We start from the raw sequence: 15,218 nt of genomic DNA, 5'->3' as shown, positions 1-15,218 counted from the left end.
TCAGTGGCGGGTGTCGTGAGGGGGCAGGGCGAAATCTTGCGGAGCGTCCGGGTCGTCGTCTTCTTCGTCGTCCTCGGGCTCGGCCCAGAACAGGCGGTCGGGCAGCACGTGGCCCATGCCGGGGCGGAAACCCGCGTCGAGGCACCGGTCCATGTAGGCGAGGGCTTCGCTCGTGGCGGCCACCAGGTCGGTGCCGCTCGCGAGCAGGGCGGCCAGCGCGGCCGAGAGCGTGTCGCCCGCGCCGGCGAAAACGGCCTCGAGCCGCTCGTACTTCTCGTTGGCGAGCACCGATTGCGGCGAGGCCAGCACGTTGTCGATGAACTGGTCGGGCAGCACCATGCCGGTCACCAGCGTGTAGGGCACGCCGAACTCGCCGGCTGCCTTGGCGATGTCGCGCGCACCGGGCGCCCGCTCGCCGCTCCAGTCGGGAAGCAGCCAGCGCCACAGGGTGCTGTGGTTTCCGACCAACACCGTCGTCTGGGGCAAAACGAGCTCGCGAAAAGCGTCCAGATAGGCCTCGATCTGGTTCTCGTCCCACCAGGACAGGTTAGGCATGTAGGCCACCACGGGCACTTCCGGGTAGTCGGACGCGGTCTCGGCGATCGTGCTCAGGGCGTCGGGCGTTCCGACGAAACCCACCTTGATCAGCTGGACTTCCACGTCTTCCAGGATGGCGCGCGCCTGCTCGGCGATGGCCTCCTCGTCGAACGCGAAATGGTCGAATATCTCGGCCGTGTCCCGGGCGTAGGCGCCGGTGACGACGGGCAGAATGTGTGCGCCCACCGACGCCATGGCGAGGGTGTCGGCCGCCAGACCTCCGGCACCGCTCGGATCGCTGGCATTGAAGACCAGCACGCAGGGCGGATTCAGGTCGCGTTCGGCGAGCTCTTCGGCGTCCTGCGAGGGGTCGTTAAGATCGCCCGGTTTGCGGGTGTTGTCGGCTGGAAGTAAGTAGATGGTCATACGCCGGGCGGAATCCCCTGGATGGTGGCATAGGCGCGACGTTTATAGCTCGCCAGTGAGATACGCATAGATACACTCGTTGCATTTAATGAACAAGGACTTTAAGCTCCGATGAATACGAAAACTTGGATGTGCCTGATTTGTGGGTGGATCTATGACGAAGCGGTGGGTGTACCGGAAGACGGGATCGCGGCAGGCACGGCCTGGGCCGATGTTCCGATGAACTGGACCTGTCCTGAGTGCGGTGCACGCAAGGAAGACTTCGAAATGGTTGAAATCTGAAAGATTGGCATAGGGCTACGCGATCTGCGTCGATGTACGGCGCGGCGGGCATCCAAGTCTCATGAGCAGGAGCGTTTGCAATGGGCCCGAATGGATCAGGTTACAAGGTGCTGGTCATCGATGACAGCAACACCATCCGGCGCAGTGCCGAGATTTTTCTGAAGCAGGGTGGGCACGAGGTTCTTCTGGCGGAAGACGGTTTCGATGCGCTCTCCAAGGTTAACGACCACAAGCCCCATCTGATTTTCTGCGACATCCTCATGCCGCGTCTCGATGGCTACCAGACGTGCGCCATCATCAAGCGCAACGCCCATTTCTCCAAGGTTCCGGTCGTCATGCTGTCTTCGAAAGACGGTGTATTCGACAAGGCCCGCGGCCGCATGGTCGGGTCGCAAGACTACCTGACCAAGCCTTTCACCAAAGACCAACTGCTGCAGGCCGTGCAGCAGTTTGGCATCGTTCAACAGGAAGCGCAGTAATGCCTATTCGAAAAATCCTCGTCGTCGACGACTCCAAGACTGAATTGGTGTTCTTGACCGACCTTCTCCAGAAGAACGGCTTCGCCGTGAAGACGGCCGAAAACGCCGACGACGCGATGCGCCGCCTGGAAGAAGAGCAACCCGACCTGATCCTCATGGACGTCGTCATGCCCGGCCAGAACGGCTTCCAGCTCACGCGCGCCATCGCCCGCGACCCGAAGTACGCGGCCATTCCGATCATCCTGTGCACCAGCAAGAACCAGGAAACCGATCGCGTCTGGGGCATGCGCCAGGGCGCACGCGACTACATCGTGAAGCCGGTCAATGCGGCCGATCTGATGTCCAAGATCAGCGCGTTGGCCTGAGCGGGAGTCGGCTGAGTCCATGGCGAATCGCGACGCACTGAGAGCCTTCCAGTCCCGGCTTGCAAGCCGTCTGCAGGCTGCGCGCACGACAGGCGTGGCCGCGACGTGGCTTGCCGTCGAGGCGGGCGAGGGCAAGTACCTCTTCCCGCTGGGACACGCCGGCGAAATCTTTCCCTGGACGCCGCCACAGCCCGTGCCCTACACGGAGCCGTGGTTCCTTGGCGTCGCCAACCTGCGCGGCGGCCTCTATGGCGTCGTCCAGCTTTCGGGCTTCGCCACCGGCGGGTCCGGCGCACTGGCTGCCACCGAGGCGGCGCGCATCCAATCGCGGCTCGTTGCGTTCAACGAGCTGCTCGAAGTCAACTGCGCATTGCTGGTCGACCGACTGGCGGGGTTGCGGGGCGCGGAGGCCTTCACGGCCTCCGAACCTCCGGGCGCAGAAGCACCTGCGTGGCATGGGCATCTGTACACCGACGCAGCAGGGGAGCGCTGGCAGGAAGTCAACCTGCAAGCGCTTTCGCAGCAACCCCAGTTTTTGAGTATTGGTGCGTAGTGCCTTGGCACGCAGCACTGGCAACCACCTGAAGGACCGACCGTGAGCTCGATCGCCGACAAGTTCAAGAAATTACTGCCCGTGAGCAACGGGAACGACAAGGCCCGCGTCGACGGCTCCGGTTCGATATCGCTCGACGATGTCGATACGGTTCAGGTTCCGGACGAGAAAACCGTGCGCATCGCGAGGAAGGGCGAAAGCGCCTTCGCCGCTGTGCCCGCGCCCACCGGATTCGCCGATGGCGGCGGCCCGGCCGGCGGCGAGAACCCCGACGCGCTCGACGCGGCAGCGCTCGATGCCGTCCCGGCCGCGGGCCGGGCGGGCTCCAGCCAGGCCAGGCAACAGCGGATCCTGGCCATCCTGCTGGCCGTCACGGTGTTGCTGCTGCTCCTGGTGGCCGGCTCCGCCATTCTTCGCGCGGAACGCCTCGCCCAGCAGGTGGCGGCCACGGGCCAGTCGCTGATGCAGTCGCAGCGTCTGGCGAAGTCGATCTCCCAGGCCCTCGTCGGCAGCGCCTCGGCGTTCGTCGAAGTGAAGGACAGCGCCGACGACCTGACGCGCCGCGTCTCGGGTCTGACCAACGGCGACGACTCCTTGCGTCTGGAGCGCGTGGGCAACCAGTACGACGAGGAGATGAACAAGATCAATCCTCTCGTTGCACGCGCCGACACCAGCGCCAAGGCCGTGCTGGCCCAGCGCCAGATCCTGACCCAGGTGGGTGCCGCCTTGCGCGACATCAACCAGCAGTCGTCCACGCTCCTCGAAATGACGGAAACCGTCGCGTCGCTGAAGATGCAGCAGAACGCCACGCTGCCCGAAATTTCCGCCGCCGGCCAGCTCGTGATGCTGACGCAGCGCATCGGCAAGTCGACCAACGAATTCTTCACGGTCGAGGGTGTGAACCCCGACGCCGTGTTCCTGCTGGGCAAGGACCTGAACACCTTCCAGGAAACCACCCGCGGCCTGCTGGACGGCAATGCGCAGCAGCGCTTTCCCGGCTCGAAGGACCCGCAGACGCGCCAGCAGCTCGAAGCCATCCTGAAGACCTACGAGCAGATGCGCACGCAGGCTTCCGCCATTCTGGGCAACCTGCAGGGTCTGGTGGCAGCGCGCGAAGCGCAGGCGTCCATCCTGACCGACAGCGAGCCGCTGCGTAAGTCGCTCGGCGACCTGCAGGACAAGCTCTCCGCTCGCACCGGCCTCGGTGCCGGAACGATCGTGTTGCTGTTCGTGCTGTCGCTGGCCGCCCTGGCTCTGGCCGGCGCCATCGGTTTCGTGCAGGTGCGCGAAGGCCGCGAACGTGCCGCCAACGCCGAACGCGAGCGTCTGGCTGCCGAGCAGACTTCGGAAGAAGCCGGCCGCATCAACAACGCCAACCAGGCCGCCATTCTTCGGCTGATGAACGAACTGCAGACAGTGGCCGAAGGCGACCTGACGCAGGAAGCGACCGTGACCGAAGACATCACCGGCGCCATCGCCGACTCGGTGAACTACACGGTGGAAGAACTGCGATTGCTGGTGGGCAACGTGCAGAACACGGCAACCCGCGTGGCGCAGACGACGTCGCAGGTGGAAAACACCTCGACCGAACTGCTCGCCGCCTCGACCGAACAGCTGCGCGAGATTCGCGAAACCGGCCAGTCGGTGCTGACCATGGCCGAGCGAATCAACGGCGTGTCCACGCAGGCGCAAGAGTCCGCCACGGTGGCGCGCCAGTCGCTGCAAGCCGCATCGTCGGGCCTGCAGGCCGTGCAGAACGCCATCGGCGGTATGAACTCCATCCGCGACCAGATCCAGGAAACCTCCAAGCGGATCAAGCGCCTGGGCGAGTCGTCGCAGGAGATTGGCGAAATCACCGAGCTGATCTCGGACATTACCGAGCAGACGAACGTGCTGGCGCTGAACGCAGCCATCCAGGCCGCATCGGCCGGTGAAGCCGGTCGAGGCTTCTCGGTGGTGGCGGAAGAAGTGCAGCGACTGGCCGAACGCTCCGCAGATGCCACGCGCCAGATTTCGGCGCTGGTGAAGGCGATTCAGACCGACACCCAGGATGCCGTGGGCGCCATGGAGCGCTCCACGCAGGGTGTGGTCGAAGGGGCCAAGCTGTCCGACAACGCGGGTACCGCGCTGACCGAGATTGACCGGGTGTCCCGCCGCCTCGCCGAGCTGATCGAGCAGATTTCGCAGTCCGCTTCCCGCGAAGCCGATTCGGCCAACGTGGTGGCTGCCAACATCCAGCACATTTTTGCGGTGACCGAGCAGACCGGAGAAGGTACGCGTACCACGGCCCAGCAGGTGCGCGAGCTCTCGCAGATGGCGGAAGAACTGCGCCGCTCGGTAGCCCGTTTCAAGATTGCCTGACGACAACAGATAGATAAGAACGGCGAGCAACCACGTGTCGATTCAAACCCCTGCCACGGCCCCCATCGCCGGCAACCTGCCGGCCACCGAAGACCTCGGGCCGTTGGCCTGGGTGCTGGGAGAAATCCAGAAATCCCTCGACGGTGTGGGCAAGTCGTTGCGGCGCTTCGTGCGCGACGTGGGCGGTGCAACGGAGCCCGAGAGCGGCCCGCTGCAGATGGCCCGCCAGCAACTGCACCAGGCCGTCGGCGCGCTGCAGATGGTGGGGCATTCCTCGCCTGCGCTGGTGCTCGGCGCCATCGAATTCGCGGTGCAGGGCTTCATTGCCGAACCGCAGCGCTGCACCGACAGCGCCGTGCTCAAGATCGAGCGCGCCGGCTTCGCCGTCACCGATTTCCTCAGCGCGCTGCTGGCCGGCAAGCCCGTGTCGTCGGTTGCGCTCTTTCCCCAATACCGCGATGTGCTGGAACTGGTCGGCAACGAGCGCGTCCATCCGGCCGATCTCTGGAGCACTGCCTGGCGCTGGGTCGAGATCAAGCCCGCGCTCACGCAGGCCGCCATCGCCTATGACCCGTCCGTCCGCTCGCGGCTCGACCGCGAGGTGCTGCAACTGGTCAAGGCCGGCGACATGCAGGCCGCCCAGCGCCTGCAGGGCCTGTGCCTGGGGCTCGGGCGCGGTGCGCTGCTGCCCCGCGTCGCCAGTTTCTGGACGCTGGCCGCGGGCTTCTTCGAAGCCCTGTCGCTCGGCCTGATTCCCGCCGACGCGTATGTGAAGCGCGCCGCCACGCGCGTGCTGCTGCAGTACGCCACGCTGGCGCGCGGCGACAGCCTGGTGTCCGACCGTCTCGGCCAGGACCTTCTGTTCTTCTGTGCGCAGGCCGTGCCCACCGCCCGCGACGAGGCCGCCACGCTGCGCACCGTGCGCAGCGCCTGGGGCGTGGCCCACGAGCAGCACATCGACTACACCGTCGAGCAGTTCGGCCGCTTCGATCCGCTGGTGCTCACGCAGGCCCGCAAGCGCATCGAGACCGCCAAGGAAATGTGGTCGGCGCTCTCGGGCGGCGACATCACCCGCACGCGCCAGGTGGCCGACACCTTCGCGCAGCTGGGCGAATCGCTGCAGAAGCTGCATCCGCCGAGCCTGCCGATGGTCCAGGCGCTGTCACATGCCGTCGAGGCTTCCGTGAAGTCGGGCCAGTCGCCCGACACCGAACTGGCGATGGAAGTCGCCACCTCCGTGCTGTATCTGGAAGCCGCGCTCGAAGACCTCGATCCGAGCGATCCGCAGCTCACCTCCCGCACGCTGCAGCTCGCGGGCCGCATCGAACGCGTGCGCGCGGGCGGCCATTCCGAGCCGCTCGAGCCGTGGATGGAAGACCTGTACCGCCGCGTGAGCGACCGCCAGACCATGGGCACCGTGGTCGACGAACTGCGCAGCCACCTGAGCGAACTCGAGAAGTCGCTCGACCAGTACTTCCGCCGCCCCGCCGAAAAGGGCCTGCTGCGCACCGTGCCGACGCAGCTCATGCAGATGCGCGGCGTGTTCTCCGTGCTTGGCCTCGACCAGGCCGCGCTCACCGTGCAGCGCATGCGCGATGACGTCGAGGCCATGCTGGTCAGCACCTCGCCCGCCGAGGAAATGGCAGGCTTCGACGCGCTGGGCAACAACCTGGGCGCGCTGGGCTTCCTGATCGACATGCTGGGCTACCAGCCCGCGCTGGCCAAGCGCCTGTTCGTGTTCGACGCCGAAGCCGGCGAACTCAAGCCGCTCATGGGCCGCCAGGCGGCCGACAGCCACGAAGGCGAAGTCGCGGCGCCCGTGGCCGAACCCGTGCTCAGCATCGAGGAAGTCGACGCCCAGATCGCCTCGAAGCTCGCCGCGCTCGCCACGCCCGCCAAAAAGACCAAGCCGACGCCACTCGAGGAATTCAGCCGCAAGGCCGCGAGCTGGACCTCCAAGATCACCGGACCGGGCGCGCTGCCCGACACCGAGGTCACCGAGCTGGAAGAAGACGACCTCCAGAACATCTTCCTGGACGAAGCCCGCGAGGTGGTGCACAACGGCCTGGCCGCCATCACCGAACTGGGCGGCCACCCGGACGACATCGAAGAACTCACCATCCTGCGCCGCGCGTTCCACACGCTCAAAGGCAGCTCGCGCATGGTCGGCCTCACCGACTTCGGCGATGCCGCCTGGTCGCTCGAGCAGGTGCTCAACACCTGGCTGGCCGACCAGCGTCCCGCCACGCCGGAGATGCTGTCGGCCACCGAGCGCACGCTGCGCGACTTCGGCCAGTGGGTCGAAGCCATCGCCTCGGGCGAATTGCACACCTGGCAAGCAGGCCCGTTCAGCCGCGTGGCCGATGCGCTGATGGCCGGCGAGCCCGTGCCGCCGCCGGTGCGCATGGCCGACGCCGAGCAACTGGCCGTGGCCGCCCGCCACATTGCCGCCGAGCCCGAGCTGCCGCCGCTGCCCGACCTGTCGTTCCTGCCGGACCTCCCGGTGCATGTCGCGCCCGAACCGCTCCTCGACCTGCCCGTGCTCGAGGAGCCGCAGAAGCCCGTCTCCGCGGACGTGGACGACGACTTCACGTCCACCGACTTCATCGATTTCGAGACGAAGCAGCCCACGTCGCCCGCACCGCTGGAGGCGCTGCCCACCGGAGATGACTTCGACTTCCTGGCGCCCACGAAGACGCCGGCGCCCGCCGAGCCGGCCGCTGCGCAGATCGAGCCCGAAGCGGGCATCGAGGCGACCGTGCCGACCGCCACCAGCCTGCCCGACTTCGCCTGGGACCTGAATCCGCTGCCCGTGCCGGCGAACGAGCCCAAGGCCAACGACATGGCCCTGCCTCCGCTGGAGGCGCTGCCCGAGTTGGAACTGACCCTCGAGGCGCAACCGGAGCCCGAACCCGTGGCCGCGGTCGCCGCCCCCGTCGAGCTGCCGGCCATCGTGGCCGAAGAAGAGACGCCGGCGCCTGTTGCCGCACACGAGGCCGTCGAGACGGTGGAAGTCATCGAAGTGACGGAAGCGGTGGAAGCCGTGGAAGTTGTGGAAGAAGAACTCTCCACCTCCTCCAGCGCCGAAGACCAGGTCAAGGTAATCGGTCCGCTGCGCATCGGCATCGCGCTCTACAACGTGTACCTCAACGAAGCCGACGAATGGTCCAGGCAACTGGCCACCGACGTCGGCGAATGGGCGCTCGAATCGCACGAACGCCTGCCCGACTCGACCATTGCCCTTGCGCATTCGCTGGCCGGCAGCTCCGCCACCGTGGGCTTCCATAGCCTTTCGGGCATGGCGCGCCTGCTCGAATCGGCGCTGCAGCATCTGCAGATGCAGGGCAGCGGCTCGCGTGAACAGGGCGTGGTGCTGGTCGCCGCGGCCGACGAGCTGCGCCGCCTGCTGCACCAGTTCGCTGTGGGGTTCCTGCGCGATCCGGCCGAAGGCACGCTCCAGGCGCTGCGCGACATCGCGGCGGCACCCATGCCGCTCGAAGCCGCCGTGCGCAGCGAAGTCCGGCCGTTCCAGCAGATCGTGTCCACCAGCGACGGCATGGCCGACGTGGCGCTGGACGATTCCGAAGACGCCATCGACCTGGCCGACGCGGTCGACGCCGACCTGTTCCCGATCTTCGAGGAAGAGGCCGCCGACCTGCTGCCCCAGCTGGGCGAAGCGCTTCGCCAGTGGTCGCACCATCCCGACGACAGCGCGCCGCGCGCCTCGGTGCTGCGCACGCTGCACACGCTCAAGGGCAGCGCGCGCCTGGCCGGCGCCATGCGCCTGGGCGAACGCGCGCACCGCATGGAGTCCGAGATCGAAGTCCTGGGCTCCCAGGGCGCGGAGCGGGCCGACATCGAGAAGCTGTTGACCCGCCTGGACGCCCTGCAAGCCACCTTCGACGCGCTGCGCGCGGCCGACGATGCCACGCAGGTCGAAATGGCCCAGCTCGTGGCCGCGGTCACTGCGCCCGTGCCGGCGGTTTCCGTCGCCCAGGTTGCGGCAGCCGACGTCGGCGTGCCGGCGAACGACGAAGAAGCCGCTCCAATCGCCGATGCGTCGGAAGAAGCTGCCGGCCCGGCCGTCACGATGCTGCAGCCGCGTCCGGCGCCCGCCTTGCTCGCGCCGCTGCGCGCCGCATCGGGCCAGGCCGTGCGCATCCGCACCCAGCTGCTCGACCGCCTGGTCGCGCAGACCGGCGAGGTCATCATCACGCGCTCGCGCCTCGAAGCCGAACTCGGCCAGCTGCGCGGATCGCTCTCCGACCTCACGGGCAACCTGGACCGCCTGCGCCAGCAGCTGCGCGACATCGAAGTGCAGGCCGAAAGCCAGATGCAGTCGCGCCTGGCGCAAGCCAAGGACTCGCAGCAGAGCTTCGACCCGCTCGAGTTCGACCGCTTCACCCGCGTGCAGGAACTCACCCGCATGATGGCCGAGTCGGTGAACGACGTGGCCACCGTGCAGCGCACGCTGCAAAAGACGGTGCAGGCGACGGAAGACGACCTGAGCGTCCAGGCCCGCCAGACCCGAGAACTGCAGCGCGGCCTGCTGCGCACGCGCATGGTGGAGTTCGAAGGCATTTCCGACCGCCTCTACCGCGTGGTGCGCCAGGCGTCGAAGGACACCGGCAAGCAGGTGCGCCTGGACATCGTCGGCGGCTCCATCGAAATGGACCGTGGCGTGCTCGACCGGATGACGCCCGCCTTCGAGCATCTGCTGCGCAACTGCGTGGCGCACGGCATCGAGGATTCGGCGGCGCGCGAGAAGGCCGGCAAGGAGGCCAGCGGCCTCATCGTCATCGACCTGCACCACGAAGGCAACGACGTCTCGGTGAGCTTCCGCGATGACGGCGCCGGCCTCGACCAGAAGCGCATCGCCGAGCGCGCCCGCGCCCTCGGCCTGCTGGCCGACGACAAGGAACTCACGCCCGAAGAAGCCACCGAACTGATCTTCAAGCCCGGCTTCTCGACGGCCGGACAAGTCTCCGAGCTGTCCGGACGCGGCATCGGCATGGACGTGGTGCGCGCGCAGATCTCGGCGCTCGGCGGCCGCATCGAAACGCACAGCACGGCCGGCCAGGGCACCACCTTCAAGCTGGTGCTGCCGCTGACCACCGCCGTGACGCACGTGGTGATGCTGCGCGCCGGCGAGGTGTCGATCGGCGTGCCGTCGAATCTGGTGGAGCTGGTGCAACGCGTGGCCGGTACCGACCTGGAAGCGGCCTACCTGCACAACAGCCATCCGTTCGGCAGCGAACAGGTGCCGTTCTATTGGGCCGGCGCACTGTTGCAGGCCTCGGCCCGCAGCGGGCATGCCGGTGCCAAGAACAACACCCTCGTGATCGTGCGAAGCGCGGCACAGCGCGTCGCGCTGCACGTGGACGAAGTGCTGGGCAACCAGGAAGTCGTGGTCAAGAACCTCGGCCCGCAGCTCGCGCGTCTGCCCGGTCTGGCCGGCATCTCGGTGCTGGCCTCGGGCGCGGTGGCGCTGATCTACAACCCGGTGGCGCTCGCGGCAGTGCACGGCGAACAGGCGCGCCAGCGCCAGGCCGCCGCGCTCGTGGTGCCGGCGCATGTCGCTTCGGACACGGCCGACCAGGACGCACCCCAGGTGCTGATGCCGGTGCTGGCCCCGGTGGCGCCGCAGGTGCCGCTGGTGCTGGTGGTGGACGACTCCATCACCGTGCGCCGCGTCACGCAGCGCCTGCTGCAGCGCGAAGGCTATCGCGTGTCGCTCGCGGCCGACGGCCTGCAGGCGCTCGAACGGCTGCAGCAGGAGCGTCCGTCGGTGGTGCTGTCGGACATCGAGATGCCGCGCATGGACGGCTTCGACCTGGCCCGCAACATCCGCGCCGATGCCGCACTGGCCGAGCTGCCGATCATCATGATCACCTCGCGCATCGCCGAGAAGCACCGCGACTACGCGCGCACGCTGGGCGTGAACCACTACCTGGGCAAGCCGTACTCGGAAGAGGAACTGCTGCGCCTGGTGCGTGCGTACACCACGGAGCCGACGCTGGCAGCTGCAGCTTGACGCGCTCCGGCGCTCATCCAAAGAAAGGCCCTTCGGGGCCTTTTCTATTTCTGCAGCGCCTTGGCCCGCGCCACGCCGTAGCGCTGCAGCGTCTTCTCGCGCGCCTCGGCATGGTCCACCACGGGATGCGGATAGGTCTCGCCGAGCTGGATGCCCGCGGCCTCCAGCTCCACCGGCGACGCCATCCACGGCGCATGGATCGCCGCGTTCGACAGACCCGCGAGCTGCGGCAGGTAGCGGCGGATGAACTTGCCCTCGGGGTCGAAGCGCTCGCTCTGCGTCACCGGATTGAAGATGCGGAAGTAGGGCTGCGCATCGCAGCCGCTGGAGCTCGCCCACTGCCAGCCGCCGTTGTTGGAGGCCAGCTCGAAGTCGTTCAGGTGCAGCGCGAAGTAGCGCTCGCCCCGGCGCCAGTCCAGCCCCAGGTCCTTGCACAGAAAGCTCGCCACCACCATGCGCAGGCGGTTGTGCATGTAGCCGCTCTGGTTGATCTGCAGCATGGCCGCATCGACCAGCGGGTAGCCGGTGCGGCCCTCGCACCAGGCATCGAAGAGCTGGTCGGCATGCTTGCCGTGGTGCCACTGGATCTTGTCGTACTCGGGGCGAAAGCTCTTCGATTCGCCGTCTTTGTGGACGTGCGGGAAGTGCGTGAGGATCTGGAAGTAGAAGTCGCGCCAGATCAGCTCGCTCAGCCATGTCGCCGCGCCCGCATTGCCCTGCAGCGAGAGCTGGTGCGCCACGCTCGCCACCTGGCGAATCGACACCGTGCCAAAGCGCAGGTGAACGCCCATGTAGCTGGGGCCGCGCACCGCGGGAAAGTTGCGCGCTTCGTCGTAGCGGTCGATGCGCTCGAAGAAATCCTCGAACAGCACGCCGGCACCGAGCGAGCCGGTCGGGATCTCCAGTGTCCCGAGGTTGGTCTTCTCGAAGCCGAGTTCGCCCAGCGACGGCATCGGCTCCCGGTAGGCCTGCGGCGGCGGGACCAGCGCATCGGCGTGGCCGCGCACCGGGTAGGGCTTCAGGAAGAACGAATCCACCTTCGCGAGCCAGGCCCGCTTGTAGGGCGTGAACACCGTGTAGGGCTGGCCGGTCTTGGTCATCACCTCGTCGCGGTCGAAGACGGTCGAGTCCTTGTAGGTGTGGAAGGCGATGCCCGCGTTGGCCAGCGCGCCGAGCACCCGGGCATCGCGCTCCAGCGCATCGGGTTCGTCGTCGCGGTTGGCGAACACGGCCTGCACGCCAAGGTCGCTCGCGAGCGCGGGAATTTCCTGCACCGCGTGGGCGTGCCGCACGATCAGCCCGCCGCTCAGCGCGCCCAGTTCCGCCTGGAGCTCCAGCAGCGATTCGCGGATGAATTCGACCCGCCGGTCGGCGGTGGGCAGCCCCTCCAGGATCGCCTTGTCGAACACGAAAACGCAGACCACCTGGCGGCAGGCCCGCAGGGCCCGATAGAGCGCTGCGTTGTCGTCCACCCGGAGGTCTCGGCGGAACCACATGAGCCCCTTGGGATAGGTCTTGTCGACGGCCAGTAAAATGGGTGGCATATGGCCGCCGATTCTGCCCCGATGAACCTCACGCATCACTTTTTGATAGCGATGCCCGGGATGGAAGACAAAACTTTCAACCGCAGCGTCGTGTACCTCTGCGAACACAGCGAGCGCGGTGCGCTCGGCCTGGTGATCAACAAACCCAGCGACATCAACCTGAAGGTGCTGTTCGAGAAGATCGAGCTCCACCTGTCCCGCCCCGAGCTGGGCGAAGCCCCCGTTTTCCAGGGCGGCCCGGTGCAGACCGAGCGCGGCTTCGTGCTGCACGAGCCGGTCTTCGCCCATGCCGAGAAGCCCGAGGAATCGGTCTACGCCTCGACCATGACCATCCCCGGCGGGCTGGAGATGACCACCTCCAAGGACGTACTGGAGGCCCTGGCCACCGGCGCCGGCCCCCGCAAGGTGCTGGTCTCGCTGGGCTATTCGGCCTGGGGCGAGGGCCAGCTGGAGTCCGAACTGGCCGAGAACAGCTGGCTCACCGTGAGCGCCGACCCGGCCGTGATCTTCGACACCCCGGTCGAGCAGCGCTACGACAGGGCGCTGCTGCTGCTGGGCCTGGAAGCCTGGAAGCTCTCCCCAGACGCTGGACACGCATGAGCGCCGTCATGCCAGACGCTCCAGCTCCTGCTCCCGCCAATTCTTCTGTTCCCGTTCCCGTCCCGTCCCATTTCCAGACCTTCCTGGCCTTCGATTTCGGCCTGAAGCGCACCGGCGTGGCCAGCGGCAACCGGCTGCTCCAAACAGCCACACCGCAGGCCACCATCAAGGCCGAGGGCGATGCCCGCTTCGCGCAGGTCGAGGCGCGCATCAAGGAATGGCAGCCCGACGCGCTGGTGATCGGCGTGCCTTACCACCCCGACGGCGCCCCGCACGAGAACACCCGCCGCGCGCAGAAGTTCGCGCGCCAGCTGCGCGGCCGTTTCAACCTGCAGGTGTTCGAGGTCGACGAGCGCTACAGCACAACCGAAGCGCTGTCTTCCGGCGCCAGAGACGCCGACGCAGCCTCCGCCTGCATCATCCTGGAGCAATTTTTGAGGAGTCTCCCGTGAGTTCAATACCCGATGCCGAAGCGCTCTACACAGGGCTGCTCGCCGGCGCGCGGGCGCTGCTGCGCCCCGAAACCAAACTGGTCGGCATCACCTCCGGCGGCGCCTGGCTGGTCGAGCGGCTGCAGAAAGACCTGGGCCTGGCCGGCGCGCCCGGCGTGATTTCGTCGGCCATGCACCGCGACGACTTCGCGCGCCGCGGCCTCTCGGCCAGCGCGCAGACCTCGCTGCCCTTCGACGTGAACGGCACCGACGTGCTGCTGCTGGACGACGTGCTCTACACCGGCCGCACCATCCGCGCGGTGCTCAACGAGCTGTTCGACTTCGGCCGCCCGGCCTGCGTGCGGCTCGCCGTGCTGGTCGATCGCGGCGGGCGCGAGCTGCCGGTGGCCGCCGATTTCGCGGCCGCGAAACTCACGCTGCCCAACACGCAACTCCTGGCCCTCGCCCGCGCCGACGACGGCTCGTTCAGCCTCAAGGTGGAGGAAAGCAAGTAATGCTCTACAAGCGAAATCCGCAGCTCAACAAGAACGGCGAGCTCATCCATCTGCTGTCGATCGAGGGGCTGCCCAAGGACATCGTCACGCACATCCTGGACACCGCTGCCAACTTCACGAGCGTGAGCGACCGCGAGGTGAAGAAGGTGCCGCTGCTGCGCGGCAAGAGCGTGTTCAACCTGTTCTTCGAGAACAGCACCCGCACCCGCACCACCTTCGAGATCGCGGCCAAGCGCCTGTCGGCCGACGTCATCAACCTGGACATCGCGCGCTCCTCGGCCACCAAGGGCGAATCGCTGCTGGACACCATCGCCAACCTGAGCGCCATGGCCGCCGACCTGTTCGTGGTGCGCCACAGCGAGTCGGGCGCGCCCTACCTGATCGCGCAGCACGTCGCGCCGCATGTGCATGTGGTGAATGCCGGCGACGGCCGCCACGCGCACCCCACGCAGGGGCTGCTCGACATGTACACGATCCGCCACTACAAGAAAGACTTTTCGAACCTCACGGTCGCGATCGTCGGCGACGTGCTGCACTCGCGCGTGGCGCGCTCCGACATCCACGCGCTCACCACGCTCGGCTGCGCCGAAGTGCGCGTGGTCGGCCCCAAGACCCTTGTGCCCGACGACATGGCCGGCATGGGCGTGCGCGTGTGCCACACGCTCGAAGAAGGCATCAAGGACTGCGACGTGATCATCATGCTGCGCCTGCAGAGCGAACGCATGAGCGGCGCGTTGCTGCCTTCTTCGCAGGAGTTCTTCAAGACCTACGGGCTCACGCCGGAGAAGCTGCAACTGGCCAAGCCGGACGCGATCGTGATGCACCCGGGGCCCATCAATCGAGGTGTCGAAATCGACTCCGCGGTGGTCGACGGCAAGCAGAGCGTGATCCTCCCGCAGGTCACCTTCGGCATCGCGGTCCGCATGGCCGTGATGAGCATCGTGGCAGGGAACGAAGCATAGACATGTTGCTCGCCCCCAGTCTTCGCGCACTTCGTGTCGCTTCGCCAACCCCCTACCGGGGGCAACACCAGTGGCCCGGCGAAGCCGGTTCCACGGTGTTCCCCGAAAAGGCCCTGACGGCCACCGGAA

General features: G+C 67.2%; 12 protein-coding genes. 10 read left to right on the top strand and 2 right to left on the bottom strand.

Annotated elements, in window-relative coordinates:
* A complete protein-coding gene (locus NU688_RS26760; protein WP_257863896.1) occupies positions 1 to 963 on the bottom strand; it encodes a hydroxymethylpyrimidine/phosphomethylpyrimidine kinase in 963 nt (320 codons plus the stop codon).
* A gap of 111 nt (positions 964 to 1,074) precedes the next feature.
* Between NU688_RS26760 and NU688_RS26755 the strand changes: the two genes are divergently transcribed.
* The 6 genes from NU688_RS26755 to NU688_RS26730 all read left to right on the top strand — a co-directional run bounded on the left by NU688_RS26755 (position 1,075) and on the right by NU688_RS26730 (position 11,037).
* On the top strand, positions 1,075 to 1,245 hold the full coding sequence (locus tag NU688_RS26755) for a rubredoxin (protein WP_007838397.1): 171 nt from the start codon (positions 1,075 to 1,077) through the stop codon (positions 1,243 to 1,245).
* An 80-nt stretch (positions 1,246 to 1,325) separates the two neighbouring features.
* Positions 1,326 to 1,724 carry a PleD family two-component system response regulator gene (locus NU688_RS26750; RefSeq protein WP_093442538.1) on the top strand — a complete coding sequence of 133 codons (399 nt, stop codon included), beginning with the start codon at positions 1,326 to 1,328 and terminating at the stop codon, positions 1,722 to 1,724.
* Complete coding sequence (locus NU688_RS26745; protein ID WP_042581921.1) at positions 1,724 to 2,089, top strand: PleD family two-component system response regulator; 366 nt, start codon at positions 1,724 to 1,726, stop codon at positions 2,087 to 2,089. Before NU688_RS26750 ends, NU688_RS26745 begins: the two co-directional genes overlap by 1 nt.
* 19 nt (positions 2,090 to 2,108) lie before the next feature.
* Positions 2,109 to 2,642: a chemotaxis protein CheW gene (locus NU688_RS26740; protein ID WP_206175595.1), complete on the top strand. Its 534-nt coding sequence runs from the start codon at positions 2,109 to 2,111 to the stop codon at positions 2,640 to 2,642.
* A 42-nt stretch (positions 2,643 to 2,684) separates the two neighbouring features.
* On the top strand, positions 2,685 to 5,003 hold the full coding sequence (locus NU688_RS26735; RefSeq protein WP_257863895.1) for a methyl-accepting chemotaxis protein: 2,319 nt from the start codon (positions 2,685 to 2,687) through the stop codon (positions 5,001 to 5,003).
* Between the two features lie 34 nt (positions 5,004 to 5,037).
* Positions 5,038 to 11,037 (top strand): Hpt domain-containing protein, encoded by a 6,000-nt coding sequence (locus tag NU688_RS26730; protein ID WP_257863894.1) that lies wholly within the window; start codon positions 5,038 to 5,040, stop codon positions 11,035 to 11,037.
* A 44-nt stretch (positions 11,038 to 11,081) separates the two neighbouring features.
* On the opposite strand, the gene NU688_RS26725 is transcribed toward NU688_RS26730, so the two are convergent.
* Positions 11,082 to 12,581, bottom strand: a complete 1,500-nt coding sequence (locus NU688_RS26725; protein WP_257863893.1) for a deoxyribodipyrimidine photo-lyase — start codon at positions 12,579 to 12,581, stop codon at positions 11,082 to 11,084.
* On the opposite strand from NU688_RS26725, the gene NU688_RS26720 reads away from it, so the two are divergent.
* Genes NU688_RS26720 through NU688_RS26705 form a run of 4 tightly spaced genes read left to right on the top strand, consistent with a single transcriptional unit; the run spans position 12,582 to position 15,089 of the window.
* Entirely contained in the window at positions 12,582 to 13,181 is a 600-nt protein-coding gene (locus tag NU688_RS26720; RefSeq protein ID WP_257863892.1) for a YqgE/AlgH family protein, read from the top strand.
* On the top strand, positions 13,178 to 13,633 hold the full coding sequence (gene ruvX / locus NU688_RS26715; RefSeq protein ID WP_374684690.1) for a Holliday junction resolvase RuvX: 456 nt from the start codon (positions 13,178 to 13,180) through the stop codon (positions 13,631 to 13,633). Before NU688_RS26720 ends, ruvX begins: the two co-directional genes overlap by 4 nt.
* A complete protein-coding gene (pyrR, locus tag NU688_RS26710) occupies positions 13,630 to 14,127 on the top strand; it encodes a bifunctional pyr operon transcriptional regulator/uracil phosphoribosyltransferase PyrR (protein WP_257863890.1) in 498 nt (165 codons plus the stop codon). The genes ruvX and pyrR overlap by 4 nt, the downstream gene beginning before the upstream one ends.
* On the top strand, positions 14,127 to 15,089 hold the full coding sequence (locus NU688_RS26705; RefSeq protein WP_257863889.1) for an aspartate carbamoyltransferase catalytic subunit: 963 nt from the start codon (positions 14,127 to 14,129) through the stop codon (positions 15,087 to 15,089). The genes pyrR and NU688_RS26705 overlap by 1 nt, the downstream gene beginning before the upstream one ends.
* Positions 15,090 to 15,218: the final 129 nt, after the last annotated feature.

This window comes from Variovorax sp. ZS18.2.2, assembly GCF_024701975.1.
Classification (GTDB): domain Bacteria; phylum Pseudomonadota; class Gammaproteobacteria; order Burkholderiales; family Burkholderiaceae_C; genus Variovorax.
This window is presented reverse-complemented; position numbering and strand designations above follow the sequence as displayed.